20 protein-coding genes are annotated in these 18268 nt (G+C 38.1%); 15 read left to right on the top strand and 5 right to left on the bottom strand.

What is annotated here, in order from left to right:
* Positions 1-779: 779 nt before the first annotated feature.
* On the top strand, positions 780-1337 hold the full coding sequence (locus ACOZBY_RS11905; protein ID WP_031419699.1) for a histidine phosphatase family protein: 558 nt from the start codon (positions 780-782) through the stop codon (positions 1335-1337).
* 154 nt (positions 1338-1491) lie between these two features.
* On the opposite strand, the gene ACOZBY_RS11900 is transcribed toward ACOZBY_RS11905, so the two are convergent.
* A complete protein-coding gene (locus ACOZBY_RS11900) occupies positions 1492-2046 on the bottom strand; it encodes a GNAT family N-acetyltransferase (protein WP_036168120.1) in 555 nt (184 codons plus the stop codon).
* 173 nt (positions 2047-2219) lie between these two features.
* On the opposite strand from ACOZBY_RS11900, the gene ACOZBY_RS11895 reads away from it, so the two are divergent.
* The 3 genes from ACOZBY_RS11895 to ACOZBY_RS11885 are packed head-to-tail and all read left to right on the top strand — an operon-like array spanning position 2220 to position 3723.
* A complete protein-coding gene (locus ACOZBY_RS11895; protein ID WP_232900940.1) occupies positions 2220-2810 on the top strand; it encodes an SMI1/KNR4 family protein in 591 nt (196 codons plus the stop codon).
* A complete protein-coding gene (locus ACOZBY_RS11890; RefSeq protein WP_036168123.1) occupies positions 2810-3298 on the top strand; it encodes a GNAT family N-acetyltransferase in 489 nt (162 codons plus the stop codon). The genes ACOZBY_RS11895 and ACOZBY_RS11890 overlap by 1 nt, the downstream gene beginning before the upstream one ends.
* The gene (locus ACOZBY_RS11885) at positions 3295-3723 is read left to right on the top strand and encodes a GNAT family N-acetyltransferase (RefSeq protein WP_036168127.1); all 429 of its coding nucleotides are present in this window, start codon (positions 3295-3297) and stop codon (positions 3721-3723) included. The genes ACOZBY_RS11890 and ACOZBY_RS11885 overlap by 4 nt, the downstream gene beginning before the upstream one ends.
* Before the next feature lie 17 nt (positions 3724-3740).
* On the opposite strand, the gene ACOZBY_RS11880 is transcribed toward ACOZBY_RS11885, so the two are convergent.
* Positions 3741-4478, bottom strand: a complete 738-nt coding sequence (locus tag ACOZBY_RS11880; protein WP_036161554.1) for a class I SAM-dependent methyltransferase — start codon at positions 4476-4478, stop codon at positions 3741-3743.
* 903 nt (positions 4479-5381) lie between these two features.
* Here ACOZBY_RS11880 and ccsB point away from each other — a divergent pair.
* Both ccsB and ACOZBY_RS11870 read left to right on the top strand, forming a co-directional pair.
* Positions 5382-6551 (top strand): c-type cytochrome biogenesis protein CcsB, encoded by a 1170-nt coding sequence (gene ccsB / locus ACOZBY_RS11875; RefSeq protein ID WP_031419871.1) that lies wholly within the window; start codon positions 5382-5384, stop codon positions 6549-6551.
* Positions 6552-6673: 122 nt separating this feature from the next.
* Complete coding sequence (locus tag ACOZBY_RS11870; RefSeq protein WP_422762401.1) at positions 6674-7084, top strand: hypothetical protein; 411 nt, start codon at positions 6674-6676, stop codon at positions 7082-7084.
* 61 nt (positions 7085-7145) lie between these two features.
* Here the strand turns inward: ACOZBY_RS11870 and ACOZBY_RS11865 are convergent, their stop codons facing one another.
* From ACOZBY_RS11865 to ACOZBY_RS11855, 3 genes are all read right to left on the bottom strand, one after another.
* Positions 7146-7346 (bottom strand): cold-shock protein, encoded by a 201-nt coding sequence (locus ACOZBY_RS11865; protein ID WP_012294314.1) that lies wholly within the window; start codon positions 7344-7346, stop codon positions 7146-7148.
* A 214-nt stretch (positions 7347-7560) separates the two neighbouring features.
* Positions 7561-8187, bottom strand: coding sequence for a response regulator transcription factor (locus ACOZBY_RS11860; protein WP_012294315.1), 627 nt, complete (start codon positions 8185-8187; stop codon positions 7561-7563).
* Positions 8162-10360 carry an ATP-binding protein gene (locus tag ACOZBY_RS11855; RefSeq protein ID WP_422762400.1) on the bottom strand — a complete coding sequence of 733 codons (2199 nt, stop codon included), beginning with the start codon at positions 10358-10360 and terminating at the stop codon, positions 8162-8164. Before ACOZBY_RS11855 ends, ACOZBY_RS11860 begins: the two co-directional genes overlap by 26 nt.
* 189 nt (positions 10361-10549) lie before the next feature.
* Here ACOZBY_RS11855 and ACOZBY_RS11850 point away from each other — a divergent pair, with 189 nt between their 5' ends.
* From ACOZBY_RS11850 to ureA, 9 genes are all read left to right on the top strand, one after another.
* Positions 10550-11473: a hypothetical protein gene (locus tag ACOZBY_RS11850; RefSeq protein ID WP_325881996.1), complete on the top strand. Its 924-nt coding sequence runs from the start codon at positions 10550-10552 to the stop codon at positions 11471-11473.
* A gap of 78 nt (positions 11474-11551) precedes the next feature.
* Positions 11552-12529: a thymidylate synthase gene (locus tag ACOZBY_RS11845; RefSeq protein ID WP_012294318.1), complete on the top strand. Its 978-nt coding sequence runs from the start codon at positions 11552-11554 to the stop codon at positions 12527-12529.
* Between the two features lie 139 nt (positions 12530-12668).
* Positions 12669-12896: a hypothetical protein gene (locus ACOZBY_RS11840; RefSeq protein ID WP_230584398.1), complete on the top strand. Its 228-nt coding sequence runs from the start codon at positions 12669-12671 to the stop codon at positions 12894-12896.
* A 44-nt stretch (positions 12897-12940) separates the two neighbouring features.
* A complete protein-coding gene (locus tag ACOZBY_RS11835) occupies positions 12941-13147 on the top strand; it encodes a thymidylate synthase (RefSeq protein ID WP_198695974.1) in 207 nt (68 codons plus the stop codon).
* A gap of 114 nt (positions 13148-13261) precedes the next feature.
* Entirely contained in the window at positions 13262-13675 is a 414-nt protein-coding gene (locus tag ACOZBY_RS11830; protein WP_031419864.1) for an Rrf2 family transcriptional regulator, read from the top strand.
* Positions 13676-13746: 71 nt separating this feature from the next.
* A complete protein-coding gene (locus ACOZBY_RS11825) occupies positions 13747-14376 on the top strand; it encodes an NAD(P)-dependent oxidoreductase (protein ID WP_012294322.1) in 630 nt (209 codons plus the stop codon).
* 284 nt (positions 14377-14660) lie between these two features.
* Entirely contained in the window at positions 14661-16082 is a 1422-nt protein-coding gene (gene aspA / locus ACOZBY_RS11820) for an aspartate ammonia-lyase (protein WP_012294323.1), read from the top strand.
* Positions 16083-16240: 158 nt separating this feature from the next.
* The gene (locus ACOZBY_RS11815) at positions 16241-17485 is read left to right on the top strand and encodes a methyl-accepting chemotaxis protein (RefSeq protein WP_031419862.1); all 1245 of its coding nucleotides are present in this window, start codon (positions 16241-16243) and stop codon (positions 17483-17485) included.
* A 467-nt stretch (positions 17486-17952) separates the two neighbouring features.
* Positions 17953-18255 carry an urease subunit gamma gene (gene ureA, locus ACOZBY_RS11810; RefSeq protein ID WP_325881997.1) on the top strand — a complete coding sequence of 101 codons (303 nt, stop codon included), beginning with the start codon at positions 17953-17955 and terminating at the stop codon, positions 18253-18255.
* Positions 18256-18268: the final 13 nt, after the last annotated feature.

Here is an 18268-nt window from a genome sequence, read left to right as displayed (position 1 = left end):
TATGACCCTAAATAAGAAGTTATTGGGGTTATTTTCATGTTTTTATTTAGAAAAAATTAAGTGTGAAAAAGATGGGGCTTAAACCATTTATACTATGAAAAAAGTTGTTATTTGATATTGAATTTTCTAACAATTCATGGCGTTATCCGTATCTTGTCACATTTTATCAAATTAGCTTTGATGTTGTTTAGAAATGGGGACATTTCATTGTGTGTGGAGAATTATTGAGAATCTTTGAAATTAATGGAATAATAGAAGGTGGAATGAGGTGGGGAGGTGCATGCTGAAAATGCTAGCTTCTGTCGTTTCTTTTCTATTTCACTAGTAGGAGGAGCCTTTTACAGGAACCATCCATTATGTATATCCAGTCAACCTCCATTCATTTTAGTTATGTAGAAGATTTCCTTTAACAAAAAAGAAGCCTACCCTCCATTTTTAAAATGATGGAAAGCAGGCATTTTCATCAGAGGAAATGCTGTTAATGATAGGAATGAGTGCTGGAGTCCGTATGGATGCATTATATGCCATTACATATAGCGAAAAAAATTTCCAAAAAAAAGCAGTACTATGATGAATCCCTTGAAGGTGATTTGCTCAAAGCGCATGTATTATATAGGTTTATGACCGAATAGTATTCCTGAAGCGATAGGCAGATTGCCCAACTGGAAATTTATGTAGGTAGCCAACGCTATATAGAGGCCTTTACATTACAATTGCAAGAGCGTATTTGGAAGATTCATTTACCTTGATTCAGCAAATGATGAATAGAGCTGACAGGAATGACCGAATTATATTTTGTGAGACATGCACATGCCGATTATTCAGAGGATGAGTATCACCGTCCGCTATCCTTAAAAGGGATTAGGGATGTGGATCGAGTAACAGCCTTATTGAACGATCAGCGAATCGATGCGATATATTCGAGCCCTTATAAAAGAGCCATTCAAACAGTACAGGGTATTGCTAAGTATCATGATGTGCCAATTAAAATAGTGGATGCACTAAAAGAACGACGGCTTGCCAATGGAACGATGGAAGATTTTCAGGAAGCGATACAACGAGTTTGGCAAGAACCAAGTTTTGCGTGGGCAGGTGGGGAATCTAATGAGCAGGCAATGAGGCGTGCTATACAGAGCTTACAATCCATCATTCTTTCTCACCCCCATGACAGCTTAGTTATTGGTACGCATGGCAATATTATGGTGCTGATGATGCAATCCTTTGATGCCCAATATGGTTATGATTTTTGGCAAAGGCTGTCTATGCCTGATGTGTATCGATTATCTTTCCGTGGGCTAACTTTAGTAGAGGTAGAACGTGTATGGCAAAAGGGCTGACAGACAACCAGTGAAGGTTTTTTTAAAGGACTATTACTGAGGCAGTTGGGCAAAACAACAATGTGTCTGTGGGGCAACGTGTTATGCCGATTCGTTAAATCTAGGAGAACTCCAAAGAAGACAAGATTTATGTATCTCCCTTGGGGAACAGCTACTATTTGATTTGTGTCCATTCAGAACGTAATAGACCAAATACTAATATGTCATGGAAGGTGCCGAAGCGGAATATTTCTTTTCGTAAATGCCCTTCCTTAGTAAAGCCGCATTTTTCATAGGAGCGAATAGCTGCCGTATTAAAGCTAAAGACTTGCAGCTTGATTTTTTGGATAGCCATGTATTGGAAAATGAATTCAATAAGTGTTTTCATAGCATCCGTGCCATAGCCCTTTCCTTGCCATTGCTGGCCAATTGAAATACCTACAGAGCAAGTGCTGTTTTGCCAGTTAACGGCGAAAACACCGCAGGAACCAATTAATTGCTGAGTCTCTTTTTCATAGATACCAAAGAAGAATTCATCTTTTTTTCCACTGATAGAACGGAAGAATGTGGAATGGTCCTCCATAGTTTGGGGAAAGGGAATTTCATCATTGGCTAGGAGTAAAGATTTTGTTTCACTTTCAATGGCTACAAATGATTCTAAATCAGCGGGGGCCATTTGCTGTAAAGTAATTAATTGACCCGTTAAAAATGTTTTTACATAATGTTCCATGTATTATTCTCCCTTTAATAAGGGCTGCAAGTATTGTTACAACCCCTAGATTGATAGCAAAACGTTAGCGTCTACTACATTTTTCGCACTCACAGGCACTACTCCTTTAATTAGAATGCTTAAATTGTACCATGTCTACCAATTTCGGGGAATATTTTTTAAGAGAGGAAGGAATGGCAGTGCATACAGCCTATTTTAAAAATTTACTACAATTTTTACCGCAGGAGGAGCAACAACAATTACAGAAGGCACAAGGTGCCTCAGATGCACAAATTGAAAGTTTACTAGAAATATTTCCTAATAGTCCGCAATCCTTAATTGAACTACTACAGGATGTCAACGGCACTTATCATTGCAAGCATGGAAAAGAAACTATCAGTGTGCTTGTACTAGGCTCTGATTTGGGAGAATACCCGTATTATTTAAAGTCAGTTGAACAAATCCTAGCAGATTTTCAACATCAGCGTGACACAATTTTTGAGCGTTATCAGGACTTTTTAGAGTATGTGGACATAGATAATAAGATTAATATGCATGTACCGTTGAATGAGCGATTATGTTTTGCAGATTGCATGAATAATGGAGGAACATCTAGTTTGTATCTTGATTTTTCGCCAACTGAAAGGGGCCAAATAGGGCAAGTGGTTCGATATGTCCATGATCCCGATGGCTTTGAAGTCATTGCCTCTTCGTTTGATGAATATTTACAGCAGCTTGTTGAGGGGGATTATGAATTTACAGCTCTCTACGAGGAGGAGTTTTGATGGCTCTGACTTTAATGCTTTATGAGGACAAGTCTCAATCGTTAGTAGAGCAATATACCATTACAGAAGAGCAGCTTCGTTATACAAAGTCACCAAAGGATAGCATTGAACTTGCTAAGTCGGATGACAGTAGACATGCTGTTTTAGCTTTAGATGGAGATAAGCTAGTAAGCTTTTTTGTGTTACATGAAAAAGAAGGAGTGAGGCCTTATTCCTCGAATGAACAGGCATTATTAATTCGCTCATTTTCTACCGATTATCATGAACAGGGCAAGGGCTATGCTAAGGAAGCTCTACAATTGTTACCAACCTTTGTTCGTCAGCATTTTCCATCCATTAACGAGCTAGTACTAGGCGTTAATATTCCAAATGTAGCGGCACAAGCACTCTATGCAAAATGTGGGTTTGTAGATGAGGGTAAACAGGCGATTGGCTTTGGCGAAGAGCTTAAGGTCATGAGTTATTATATGGAGGGTGTGGAGATTTGAGCGATATAAAAGTGGCAAGGTTGGAGCATTTGGAGGCACTATGTGCAATCGATCATGAGGTGATTGGGAATTCATCCAGAAGTGATGAAATTCAGCAAGCGATCGAGGAGAAACGTTGTCTGCTTCACCATTTTGCTGATGATATTACAGGATTCTTAATTTTTACTCAGGACTTTTTTGGCTATGATTTCATTTCCTTGGTCATGGTTAAGCCATCAGAGCGAAGAAAAGGTATAGCCTCTGCATTAATTAATGCTTATGTAAAAACGTCCACAACGTTGAAGGTTTTTTCCTCTACGAATCAGTCTAATACAACGATGCAAAATGTATTTCAGACGTTAGGGTTTGTCAAAAGCGGCGTTATTGAAAACCTTGATGACGGTGACCCGGAAATTATTTATGTAAAAATAGCCTCACCACAGTAGTAGGGTGAGGCTTGCATTTATTTTTTTGCTTTTACGAATAAAAAGGATGGTCGGCGAAGCTCCTTTTCAATAGAAGGTAGCTGTTGAATAGCTTCATCGCTTGGATGAGGTTCAACAATTTTGTCAATTGATAAGCCATGATCAATTAATGTATTGATGATGGTAGCAATCGTGCGATGATATTTGACCACTCCCTCCACCAGCCATGTTTGCTGTCTTATGCCTTCCTCTTGGTAGTGATCCATTGCATAATGTAGCTGTTTACCTTGTTCATCATACATCCAATTATCCTCCGTCGTTCGACGAGCGGTAGCAATCGGGTGCTCCACTGAGAAAATAAAAACGCCGTCTGGACGTAGCATTCGGGCTATTTGACCAATGACTGCCTCAAAATTTTCAACATAATGAAGCGAAAGTGAGCTTGTGATACAATCAAAACGATTGGCGGATGCTTCATAATCCTCAATAGCTTGTAGTTTATAATCAATTTGTGGATGTGCATTTTCTGACTGAGCGATGGATAGCATATTGCTTGATACGTCCAAAGCAGTCACATGCTTGGCGTGGTGTTGGATACAGTATTGGGCGAATTCTCCCATGCCACAGCCAATATCGAGTACTTGTAAATTCGTTAAAGGTGGCAGTAAAGACTTCATGGTAGGTTGCTCTAAAAGACGATTATAATTAGTTGGTCTTTGACGTAATGCCTTGTATTGATTGAAAAATTCAGGATTGTCATAAATATTTTGTTTCATTTTAACCTCCAGCTTGTGAAACATAACGTTATGTCATTTGTGCGCACTATTATTTTCCCATGGGAAATGAAAAAGAAATAGACTTATAATACAATTTTTTGTAAGATGTAGATAGAGGCATGCCATTATTAAATCGTGTTTTAGTTCCAATTATTAACAATTATTTTTTCGGAAGAAAGCTAGTGGGTTCTACTCATCACAAAGTTTTCTATATAGCCTCACGTCTTTGGTGTATTATTTTCTAACTTTCCTGGAGCATGGTAGAGCGTTACTTGGTGCTACCATGATGATCCCCATGTCTATCGGTGATTCATGTTTAAAAGAATTTCACCCAGCGACCTGTTTTTTTTACAATGTTTTCCTTCATAAAGCCTATATAATTATGGCTCCTATCCAGTATTTTCATATCCTTTTTGTTAAACCTCCTAATACTTTACGCATCATACTTCTTTTCATCATCACTCTTTTTCAACTCGTTTTGTTATACCTAATAGGGTTCACCATTGGTTCAGCCTCCGCGCTTTACTAGAAGAAATTGACTGTCGAGGTAACGTACCTGTTTATTTACTGCCCCTATAGCTGAACTAGATAAGCCCATCCTATGCCAGCAGTGTGGATAGCCGCTTTTTTGTTGCTTACTTTCAATAATTCGTGAATGAGGTCAATCCATTGTGCCTGTTGCTATTTTTCATGGAAGGATGAATGTCTTTTATGGTTAGAATATGACCGTTTCTTCAGATAAACAAGACCTTGTCAAATATCTTATGATTTGTTTCGTCATAAAAATGTAACAATTCTTAAAAATAAAAAAATTTAAAAGGAAATTATGGCACTTCCTGTCATCCGAAGCGTTCTTATTATTTGGAAGCAAATTCCGTATTAAAAGACGTTGGAGGGATTCCGTTGAATCAAGAAACCTTATTAGCCATTAGTAGTAATGCCTTATTTTTTGCCTTCATCCTATTACTGATTGCCATTGTGCCATTAGGACTTGCTGTCAAATCGAAGGGGAAGATGTTTGGTCAGTTTGGTATACTCCTTACCTCTGTTGCCTTTGTCCTACAGCTCGTTTATTTTGTGGTGAGATGGGTAGCTGTAGAACATGCACCCGTCAGCAATATGTACGAATTTATGACGTTCTTTGGCATCATGCTCACAGGGAGTTATCTCATCATCCATTTTTTATACAAGCAACTTGTTGTGGGCTTATTTACAATTCCTGTGTCCTTAATCATTCTTGGCTATGGAAGCGTTTTCGCAAAAGAAGTGTCACCACTCGTTCCGTCTTTACAAAGTCACTGGTTAACTATACATGTGATGACCGTCGCTTTTTCCAGTGCTATTTTATCGGTGTCCTTTGCCACTGGATTAATATTTTTATTAAAAACATTGGATGTTTCCAAAAAATCCATCAGTACATATTCGTTAGAATTCGTCTTGTATTGCTTGGTTGTCGTAATTGGATTTATCGGCATTTCGACTTTTTTCAGCCTTGCAGCGGATGACGTACAGGTACAATTCGAAAATGCTCAAGGTCAGTCAGAAAAAGTAATCTATTCCATGAAACCCTTGATTGTGAATAAAGGAGCGGTCACAGAAACTGGTGATGCGGTTGGATTCATCCAAATGACAAATAAAATAGATGCTAAAAAGTTCAATTCAATTGTCTGGGCATTTATGATTGGTACGGTCCTCTATGCTGCCATTCGTCTGGTCACAAGAAAATCGGTGAGTGCCATATTAAAGCCATGGACAAGTCGCGTACAGCCACAATTAATGGATGAAATCTCCTATCGAGCAGTTGTCATAGGCTTCCCGTTATTCGCATTAGGTGGACTGTTGTTTGCCATGATTTGGGCACAAATAGCTTGGAGTCGTTACTGGGGATGGGACCCTAAAGAAGTTTGGGCATTGATTACTTTTTTATTTTACGCAGCCTTTCTTCATTTCCGTTTATCCAAAGGCTGGGAAGGAGAGAAAACAGCATGGCTTGCCATTATTGGCTTCGGTATCATCGTGTTTAACCAAGTGTTTGTTAATCTAGTGATTGCAGGCTTGCATTCTTATGCGTAGGAACTCCTTTTCTTATTTGCAACAGGACCCCGCTCCTAAATAAATGAGGGAGCAACTCATTCAGATAGATGGCGTGCTTCGAAGTATTCAAGCTAAGCCATACTTATGAAAGGAAAATTGCGATGAAGATGTCCTTTTTTCTAAAATTGAATATGGTTAGTCTGCTGTATGGTTTGATTTTCTTTCTATCTATGGCCTTACAACTCAATTATTATCGACTACTACGACTTACGGGCTGGGCAGGGGATAAGTTGGATCTTTTCCTTCTTATTGTTCAATTAGTGGGGCTTATTGTAGCGACGATATTTATGTATAGGCTCTCAGTTACATGGCTTGGGCATCGTCGATGGGTTTATGCAACAATGATTTTATGGTTCCCGTATACTGTGATGTTCACAATGATTTTTGCCTATCTGTTTCCTATTTCACATCGAGGAGATATGCCAGTCCCAGTGCAAGGACTTATCCTGTTGGTCATGCTTGGGGGATACCCGTTGTATATTGCCATCATAAGTCTTACTACGAGAACATGAAAAAAGAGACATCCAATTTAAGGATGTCTCTTTTCATTTGCTCGTCTATGTGAGGTGAATATTATAGTTTCACTACATTCGTTGCTTGAGGTCCACGGTTGCCTTCTTCTACGCCGAATTCAACTTTTTGGCCCTCTTCTAAAGTTTTGAAGCCATCTGTTTGGATAGCTGAGAAATGTACGAATACATCATTGCCACCTTCCACTGCGATGAAGCCAAAACCTTTTTCTGCGTTAAACCATTTTACTGTCCCTTGTGTCATGTAAACACCCTCCCAAAAAAATTCAACAATCAATTTCTTCAATACATATAAAAAGCGTATTCCCTTTGAATACTCGTTTTTAATCGTAGCAATGAAGTAATGTAATTATTAGTTTTATTATAGTACAGAATTGTTTGTATATCCAGTAAATTCCGTTTTTAGTAAGAAAAAATTTACAATTGTAATCTATTAGTAATGAAACGATCTTCTAGCATTAGTCAATCCATGCCTTTTCCTTTGCAACAATCACTGCCTCCGCACGAGATTCAACGTTTAATTTAACGAATAGCTTGGACAAATAATTCTCAACGGTTCTTTGGGTAACACCGATGGCAGATGCAATGGCTTTATTTGTACAGCCTTGAGCCACGAGCTGTAAAATCTCCTGTTCTTTATCACTGAGCAATACTTCCTGGCGGCTATTCGGCAAGTTAGAGCGTTGCTGGACAAAGTCTAAGAAGTCTGCCGCCAGTAAAATTTCACCACGAAGGGCAGCTTGAATGGTTTGAATGACTTGCTCTTTGGTTGCCAGCTTTGATAATAAACCGTCGATCTTTTTCTCAATTAATAGCTCATAATAATCAGAAAGCTCGTAGCCTGTATATAAAATAATGAGGGCATCTGGTTGTTTTTTCTTAATCATTTCGGCAAGTTGGATACCGTTGATGGGTTTCATGTTAATATCAATAAGAAATAACTGAAAGGCTTCTGTATCCATTCTTCGTATAACTGCTGTACTATCCTGTTCGGTTTCAATCTGGACATTGACTAAATCCTGTAACAATGTTTTTGTACCATCTAAAACGACAGGATGGTCATCTATAATAAGTATGTTCATCATATGAATCCCCGTCCTCTTGTATTTGAATAAAAATATGCATTCCTTCATTATGGCTAGATTGGATGGTAATGTCCCCATTAAAGGCACGGACACGCTCACGAATTCCATTGATGCCCATAGAAGCGGAAGACTGAATTAAATCCTCTATATTACAGCCTACACCGTTATCATCATATTGAAGAATAAAGCCTTGAGGTATCGCTTGAAGGATTAAAGACACTTCTGTGGCATTGGCATGTTTAATCGCATTATTTAATAGCTCCTGTACTAGGCGATAGACGACTAGATGGAGTGTGACATCCTTAAATTCTACTCGTTCAATTTGAGAGCTTACTAAAAAATTGGCTCGTATTTTTACCTTTTGAATTAATTTTTTTAAGGCCATTTGTAAGCCAAAGGTATCCAATAGGGGCGGGCTTAAATTCTCACAATATTCCCGTAAATCCTTTGTGGCATTCAGGAGCTGTTCACGAATATCCAAAATGGTTTCCCTTTGAATTATAGGGGTGCCAGCGAGGACATCAAGTTCTCTTGCTAAATGTAGCTGCTCCTGCAAAACCGTATCATGTAGTTCCTGTGCTAAAATACTCTTTTCCTTCTCAATGATATTCCATAATAGTTTATCAAGCCAAGGAAGGGGTGTATCACTCGTATTTTTCATTTGTTGAACTTCAAGTACTAAATCTTCAATTTGCTGTAAATTATTAATAGACATTGAAACATATAGTGCAAGTAGCTCGAGCCACAGCAGTTCTTCCTTTTGTAGCGCATGCTTAATTTCTAACACTATTTTTTCGTCACCTGCATCATGTAGCAGCAATTGAGTATAGTGGGTTTCGAGAAGGGGAGCAGGTGTATCTTCTGTGACTATGCTTATGTTGAAGGCTGTCGTGCCTAGCTTTTCGGTGATTTCATACTTAAAGCGCTCCAGTAAATCTTGTTGATTTTTAGCCTTCCCCATACGTTGAACGGCGGCATATAAATTATGTACATAATTTCCAGTAGAAGAAAAAATAATTTTTCGATACTTAAAATCAATACGTTCCTTTATATAAAAACTAGCCATCATCACCATGAAAACTAGTAAAAAAATACTTGTAACATGCACTATGGATAATTGTCCCATAAACAAAAGAGCTATACCTGTCGTCAGTAGGAGAGCACTGAAAAACGCCAGAGTCGAATAATAACGTAATCGAGATAATTGGTATTCAATATCAAATAATCGTTCGTTCACTTGGATGAACAGAAATGAAAAAGGTATAAATAATAAAAATAACGAGGCTATGTCAGCGTGTAATAACGGCTTATGCCCTAAAATTTCAGGTGTCACGAAAAACATCAGAAATGGTAAAAACGGAATGATAAAGGCAATGGCAATCAACCGAATTTTAGCCAATTTTGTGCGCAAATAACTCGTTAATAAAATATAAATAGCATATAGCACAAGGATGGCGAATATACCTAAGTTCAGGAGAGGGGTAATCTCTCGGAATGACGGTTTTAAGCCTTCCAATAAGTAACAACCTGGGATGATGAATGGTGAAAAATACAGCCACTTGCTGTCCATATAAGTCCATTGAATTTGAAGATAATGGAAAAAGTGCTGTAAAAAATGAATGAAAAGCAACATGCATAAAATAATACCTATACCAATAACTACTTGGCCAATGAGATTGCCCCTTGCTGATGCCCCTGTACTAATATAGGCCAAGGAGCAGGTTAATAAAAATAACGTCAATAAAAATGTTGGAGGGTTATCCTTGTTGCGTCGCCATAAATAAATAGCTACACCGAAAGCGAGAAGAAAATAGAAAATCGGGAATAGAATTTGCAAATATAATTCTTCTGGCATATCTATATGCCTCACATCAACTGTTTGAATCGTCCCATCAGACTTTTGGATAGTTAGTTGTTTGGCACTTCTAATTAGTGAGAATAATTGCACAGAGCGATTTTCCCAGGAAGGTTGCCCATCAATGGCTAGAACAATATCACCCTGTTCAATATTTTGTTGAGAAGCCCAGGAAGGATAGTAGCTATCCATAATAGCTGCTTGCCCGTTTGTCGTATCAAGGGTGAGACTAATAAAAGGTGTTTTTATGGCAATCGCTAATACGTAGGTGCCGAGCATTAAATAGGTAAGAAAAATACCATATGTCCATTTTTTCATTATGAAACCTCTGTTTGTTAGATGATAATAAACTCCTATATATTATCGCTAATTATTGATAAATTTGGAATACCGAAATATAGGCTTTCGGAAAACCACTATTGCGTTTTCGGAATGACGAAATAGTTTTTTCGGACATGGCTATGATAGTGTAAATTTAATAATTATGACGAAAAGGGGGACTTTTACGTGAAAAAAGGCGTTTTAACACTGATACTTTTTTTCTTGATTGCGTTGATTACGAGCCCATTGACCACGAAGGCTAAGATGGTTAAAGAAGATAAAGTGGAAGTTGAAATTTGTCTAATCGGTAGTGATAACCATTTTGTTTATAAAATTCCAAAGAGATTACATAAAGATATCCCATATACGGAGATGAGAAATGGCATTCAAGCATCCCTAGCCAGCCATTGGGAAATTGAAGAGGCTCGTTACGATACCAATAAATCAGATGTATCCTATACCTTTTACATTCAGGATCTATTTCAAGAAAAACAAGATGGACAGCTAAAAGTAGCCATTCCTTATAGTATTTTGGTAGGAATGTTTGGCGAGCAAGATCCAATTCAATTGAAAATTTTAGCGAGTAAATTATCGAATTGGACGGTGAATACGAAGGATTGGGCAGCACTCGGTTTTATGGAGCCTTTTCCTTTTTTAAGTGAACGTCAATATGTGTATGAAGGAGCCGTTAATGATTTATTAAACCAAAGAGTCGGTCATTTTGATGGTACGATACAGAAACGTCCATTTATCCTTTATGCGGTCATTTATTTTAGTTTTATGGTGGTTCAATTGCTTGCTTGTTTTATTTTATCGAGACGGTTAAAAAGGAAAGTCATCGACAATCCAGCCAATTTACATCAGTTCCGTAAGCTAAATTACATGTATCAATCATTGCCAATCATGATTATTGTTGCGCAAATTGTATTCCTTGTTTTTTCGGGGCTGATTACAGCATTCGGTCTATATTTTAGTCCAGGCATCGATTTATTAGTGATTGTAGGCCCTGTTTTATTAAATATTATTTTGCTTCCTACCTTTTTTGTCACGACAGAGAATGAGATTTCGAGAGAGCTGAAGAACTCTTCCTCTCATTCAGGCTTACAATGAAATAATTTCTTCATACGAAAATCCGGGATGAAATGGTATAATGGTCAACAGCAAACTGGAAGGAGCTGTTGAAGAAAAATGACGCATCCAGAAATGGCGTACTTAAATTTACTACAACATATATTAGAAAATGGCACGAAAAAAGAGGATCGAACTGGGACGGGGACATATAGCGTCTTTGGTTATCAAATGCGTTTTGATTTAAGCAAAGGGTTTCCACTTTTAACGACAAAGCGCGTACCTTTTAAGCTTGTCGCGAGTGAATTGTTATGGTTCATTAAAGGGGATACGAATATCCGTTATCTATTGCAACATAATAATCATATTTGGGATGAATGGGCATTTAAAAGATGGGTGGAATCAGATGATTATACTGGCCCGGATATGACCGATTTTGGTCGACGTTGTTTAGTCGATGACGCATTTAATACCATGTACCAACAAGAGTTAGCCTCTTTTTGTGAGCGTGTTTTAGCCGATGATGATTTTGCTCAAAAATATGGAGAGCTTGGTAATGTCTATGGCAAGCAATGGCGTCATTGGTCAACTTCTACTGGGGAAAGCATCGACCAGTTACAGGATGTCATTCATCAAATAAAGCATAATCCAGATTCACGTCGGATTATTGTCAATGCGTGGAACCCTGAGGATGTAATCAATGCAGGTGCGAAGGGCAGTAAAGCCGCATTGCCACCATGTCATGTTATGTTCCAATTTTATGTATCTAATGGCAAATTAAGCTGTCAGCTTATGCAAAGAAGCTTAGACACTTTATTAGGCTGTCCTTTTAATATAGCTTCTTACGCATTGTTAACTCATTTAATTGCACATGAGTGTGGATTAGAGGTGGGTGAATTTATTCATAGCATTGGGGATGCTCATATTTATGCGAACCATGTAGAACAAGTAAAAGAACAGCTTGCTCGGGAGCCAAAGGACCTACCGACATTACACATCAATCCAAATAAAACTTCGATTTTTGATATCGAGCTTGAGGATTTATCAATCGAGGGCTATGACCCACATCCCGCTATTAAAGCGCCGATTGCGGTCTAACATAAGCAGCAGCCAGTTTGGCTGCTGTTTTTTAGGCTCAATAAGTAGGTCAAAATATATGTTTTACTAAATAGGCTAGCAGTTGGATGACTGATTGCTAGGAACTTGATTATAGTAATTGTGGGATTGTTAGCATGATTTGAAATGGAATGTCGGTCAAATTTATGGTAGAGGTGAAATGGTGAAGAAAACAACAGTACTTCAAGTGGAAGATAATCCCCAACAGTCTAATCATCTAGAACGAAAAATGGTTTCCGAGCAAAAGGCGCAGGACGCTCACACTTCCCATTTATCCCGGCAACAACTTTTCGACATGATGCAAGTGATTGAAGAAATTCGTATGAAAGGCTATAAAGAAAGACTATAAATGTAAGCGCCTTCTAAGCTATAATAGCTGTGGAGGTGTTTTTTATGAACGTAATCTTTCTAGATTCAATCACGGGCGATGAATTATTACACATGGTTTCACACGATGTGGCAGGTATACTTGCGGCTGTACAGGGAGAAAGTGTGACTTTTCCGGTAGGTCATTTTAAATATGAATTTCATAATTTAGATTTTTATGAGGACAATGGGCAAATACGACAGGAGCTAGTGATATATGTAAATAAAATCTAAGTTGTATGTATAATGACATGAAGAAACGTAAAAATAAAGACAGGTAGTGAAAAACAAAGTGCTTGCTTTTTTACTTACCTGTAACTATAATGGTTACAACAGGTGGTGATACATATGGTGAACAGTCGATTTTCGGTGGCGATCCATATTCTTTCGCTAATTGCTACAACATCTGATAAAAGCTTACTTACATCTGACTTTATCGCTGGGAGTGTAAATACAAATCCAGTGGTCGTAAGACGAATGATTGGTGTTCTGAAAAAGGCAGGATTACTTTTATCACATTCCGGGGTTGCGGGGTACGAGCTTTTAGTGGAGCCAAAGAATTTAACACTTTTAGCAATTTATCAAGCAATCGATGGGCCAGAACAGCTTTTTGCAATTCATGATGAGCCAAATCCAGCGTGTGCAGTGGGACGAGAAATCCAACATACTTTGGAAGATGTGTATACATCTATTTGGCAGGCAATGGAAGCACAGCTACACGCACAAACTTTGCAGGATGTGCTAGATCAGCTTCGTACTTAAGCGAAGATGGTCTTTCTGTATCTAACCTGTAACTAAAACAGTTACAACTATAATTTAAGGAGGAACATACAATGAAAATTGCTGTCATTGGTGCAACAGGTAAAGCAGGACAAAAAATAGTAGAGGAAGCGGTGCAACGTGGTCATGAAGTAACAGCCATCGTTCGTTCTGCAGCAAAAGTAACAACAGCTATCCCCGTAATTGAAAAAGACGTGTTTCATTTAACGCAAGAAGAAATGAAAGGCTTCGATGTAGTGGTGAATGCGTTTGGCGCACCAGCAGGTCAGGAGGATTTACATGTGAAAGCTGGTCGTCATTTAATCGAAATATTCAAAGGCATTGATACAAGATTATTTGTTGTCGGAGGGGCAGGCAGCCTTTTTGTAGACCCTGAAAAACAAATTCGTGTGATGGAAACACCAGATTTCCCAGCTTTGTACCTAGCAACTGCGCAAAATCAAGGACAAAACCTACAGGATCTACAACAATCTGCTATCCATTGGACATTTTTAAGTCCGTCTGCATTTTTTGATCCAGAAGGTCCACGTACAGGTCACTATACAGCAGGGGTAGATCATTTATTAGTAAATGAAGCTGGTGAAAGTTATGTAAGCTACGCAGATTATGCAGTGGCAGTATTGGATGAGCTTGAAAATCCTCAACATCAAAATAGCCGTTTTACTGTCACATCGAATAAATAATAGAAGAAGGAACAAACCAATAGAATGGACCTAGTCGGTTATTCTATTGGTTTTTTTGCATAATTGCTGAACGAGACAGTAGCTGTTGTAATACGATCTCAAACAGTTGCCTAATTATTTTGGTAATCGGCTAATAATGCTAGGGCATTATTAAAATGTGCTCGGTTTTTAGCGATTTCTTTGCTTTTTTGAAGGATTTTTTTCGTTTACAGAAAAATGACTGTTTACAATACGACTTTTATTAGCTACTATCAAGTGTGAGTATTACATAAAAGGAGACGACAATGATGTCAACACAACGTATAGAAAAAGATTTTTTAGGTGAGCGCGTATTACCAGCAGAGGCTTATTACGGAATTCAAACATTACGTGCAACGGAAAACTTCCCGATTACAGGCTACACAATTCACTCTTCACTTATTAAAGCGATGGGGATTGTGAAGAAAGCAGCTGCTTTAAGTAATATGGAAGTACACCTATTATCAAAAGAAATTGGTGAGGCAATTGTCGAAGCAGCACAAGAAGTAATTGATGGCAAATGGGATGCAGAATTCCTTGTAGACCCAATCCAAGGTGGAGCAGGAACATCCATCAATATGAATGCCAACGAAGTCATCGCCAACCGCGCCCTGGAAATTTTAGGAAAAGAAAAGGGTGACTATCATACAGTAAGTCCAAACAGTCATGTCAATATGTCACAATCAACAAACGATGCTTTCCCAACAGCTATTCATATCGCTGTGTTAAATTTAATAGATGAATTATTAGAAACGATGGATTATATGCAATCTGTTTTCCATCAAAAAGCAGAGCAATTTGCACATGTCATTAAAATGGGACGTACGCATTTACAGGACGCTGTGCCAATTCGCTTAGGACAAGAGTTCGAAGCTTATTGCCGTGTCATCAACCGTGATATTGTACGTATACGTCAAACACGTCCAAACTTATATGATGTAAATATGGGCGCTACTGCTGTAGGAACAGGTTTAAATGCCTTCCCAGATTATATTAAATCTGTCGATGAGCACCTTGCAGAAATCTCTGGTTTACCATTAAAAGGTGCGACACATTTAGTTGATGCTACACAAAATACAGATGCTTATACAGAAGTATCGGGTGCGTTGAAAATTTGTATGATTAATATGTCGAAAATTGCTAATGACTTACGCTTAATGGCTTCTGGTCCACGTGCCGGCTTAGGGGAAATCCTTTTACCAGCTCGTCAACCAGGTTCTTCTATCATGCCGGGTAAAGTGAACCCTGTGATGCCAGAAGTACTGAACCAAGTGGCTTTCCAAGTAATTGGTAACGACCATACAATTTCATTAGCTTCTGAAGCTGGTCAATTAGAGTTAAATGTTATGGAGCCTGTTTTAGTATTTAACCTTATCCAATCTATCAGCATTATGAATAATGTCTTCCGTGCGTTTACAGAAAACTGCTTAAAAGATATCGAAGCAAATGAAGAACGTATGAAAGAATATGTAGAGAAAAGTGTAGGGGTACTAACTGCTGTGAACCCTCATATTGGCTATGAAGTTGCTGCTCGTCTTGCGCGTGAAGCGATTCTAACAGGTCGTTCAATCCGTGAACTTTGTATTGAAGCGGGTGTCTTAACGAATGAACAGCTAGACCTAATTTTAGACCCATATGAAATGACACACCCAGGTATCGCTGGCTCTAGCATCATGAATTTAAAATAATGGTAAGGACTGTAGATATGCCTTCGTGGCTGTCTACGGTCTTTTTTATGGAGATTTAGACCTTTATTCTTATGAAAAGGGGGCTTTTTCTTATGTTTTTAGGATTATTCAACTATAATAATGGTATGGAAGTAATATTTTAGTTGGAGGAATTTGTTATGAGTTTACGAAATAAGAGTTTACTTGGCTTTTCAGCTTTAAATGTGTTAATGATTATTATTTTATTTTTAGATTTGGCCAATGTAACAACATTAGAATGGCTTGCAACTGTTTTAACCATTTTAGGAATTGTCCTTACACTTTCGTACACGGTCTATGTCCATTTTAAAGTGATACAGCCCATCAAACAGCTGACGGAGGCTGCACAAGGGATTACTACTGGCAAATTAGATACAGTTGTCATTGAGGTACATGACAAAGGTGAAATCTCTCAGCTAGCACAATCTTTTTTAGACATGAAAAATCAATTACGAACAATGACGCAAAAAATTGCGAATAGCTCTACAGATTTATCGACGAGTATTGAAGAATTATCAGCAAGTACAAATGAAATTACGCTAGCTGTGGAAGAAGTAGACCAACAGATAGAGAAAACATCGGATGGCTTGAAGCAAGCTGCACAATCCGCTAGTGATAGTGCCCAAGCTATGCAAGAAACTGTTGATGGAATTGAACGAATTACGGTAGCTACACAGGATGTTTTTAGTCATGCCAAAGAGGCGAATGAGGTTGCTGGAAACGGGGTAAGCATTTTACATGTAGCGAAAGAACAGATGCAATATATTTCATCGTCAACAGAGATAACTAGTGGTCTTATGCAGCAGCTATCCACTAAAATGTCAGATATTAAATCGATGACTGATATGATTACAGCGATTACAGATCAAACGAATTTATTAGCTTTAAATGCTGCCATAGAAGCAGCAAGGGCGGGAGAACATGGTAAAGGCTTTGCAGTAGTGGCCGAAGAGGTGCGCCAATTAGCTGAGCAATCGAAGCAATCTGCTACGCAAATCGTTGACTTAGTCGTAGGTATTGAACATGATACAAAACAAGTCGCTTCCTCTGTGGACGAGGATTTGAAAAATGTTCAGCAAGGTGTTTATGTCATTGATGAGGCGACAAAATCATTTGGGACAATTTCTCAGCATGTAAGTCGAATGAATAACCAGCTTGAAGACATTTCCGCAACAGCTGAACAGCTTGCTAGTAGCGCTAATGAGGTGGCATCAACCGTCATAACGATTGCGGATGGAATGGGCAGATTATCGAATTATACAGAGGCTGTTTTGCAATCAATGGATGAGCAAACTGCGTCTATGCAAGCTGTCAATCACGTCACACAGGATTTAAGCATACAAGCTGATGATTTACAAAAATTAACAAATAAGTTTGGGGTATAAGATATAAGTGAAAAATTTCAAGGGTTTATAGCCCTGAAATACTAACCCTAATAACATAAAATTACAATTTTTTTAGTATAATTTTATTTTCACTTTACTCAACATGATAAGAGGCTTATTTACAGTTGACCGATTTTCTGTAAAATAAGCCTCTTTTTTTGTGAGTTATTTATAAAACTTGTAAATTCACAGATAAATAAAAATGTTGAATTTTTTAATGTAGTTTTTTATAATGGACTAGCTGTTACCTCTATTACTCACTTCAACTATTGCAACCCGCGTTTGCCGGGTCAACAAGTCATTTCTATTTCTCTTCGCATATCCCTTGCGAAATCATAATTTGTAAGACAACAATTATATGCTAAAAAACTAAATGGTTATTAAAAAGCACATGCAATTGAAAGGAAGTATGCTTCGAAAATTGTTATTGAAAGATAATTCTGAATATAGGAAAGAGAGAGATTAATTTGAAGCTATCACCAGTAGAACAAGAAAAACTACTCCTCCATGTAGCAGGAGAACTTGCGCTGAAAAGAAAAGCTCGCGGCTTAAAGTTAAATTATCCAGAAGCAGTTGCCCTTATTAGTAGTTTTATAATGGAGGGTGCTAGAGATGGAAAAACTGTTGCACAGCTAATGAGTGAGGCAAAGCATGTTCTGTCAGCAGAGCACGTAATGGAGGGTGTCGGTGACATGATTTCAGATGTACAGGTGGAATGTACCTTCCCAGATGGTACGAAACTGGTCACAGTTCACCGTCCAATTCAGTAAAGGAGTGTGGGTA

It is taken from the genome of Lysinibacillus sp. NPDC056220 (assembly GCF_049315265.1).
GTDB classification, from domain to species: Bacteria; Bacillota; Bacilli; order Bacillales_A; family Planococcaceae; genus Lysinibacillus; species Lysinibacillus pinottii.
The sequence above is the reverse complement of the archived record's forward strand: the minus strand, read 5'-3'. Positions and strand labels throughout refer to the sequence as shown.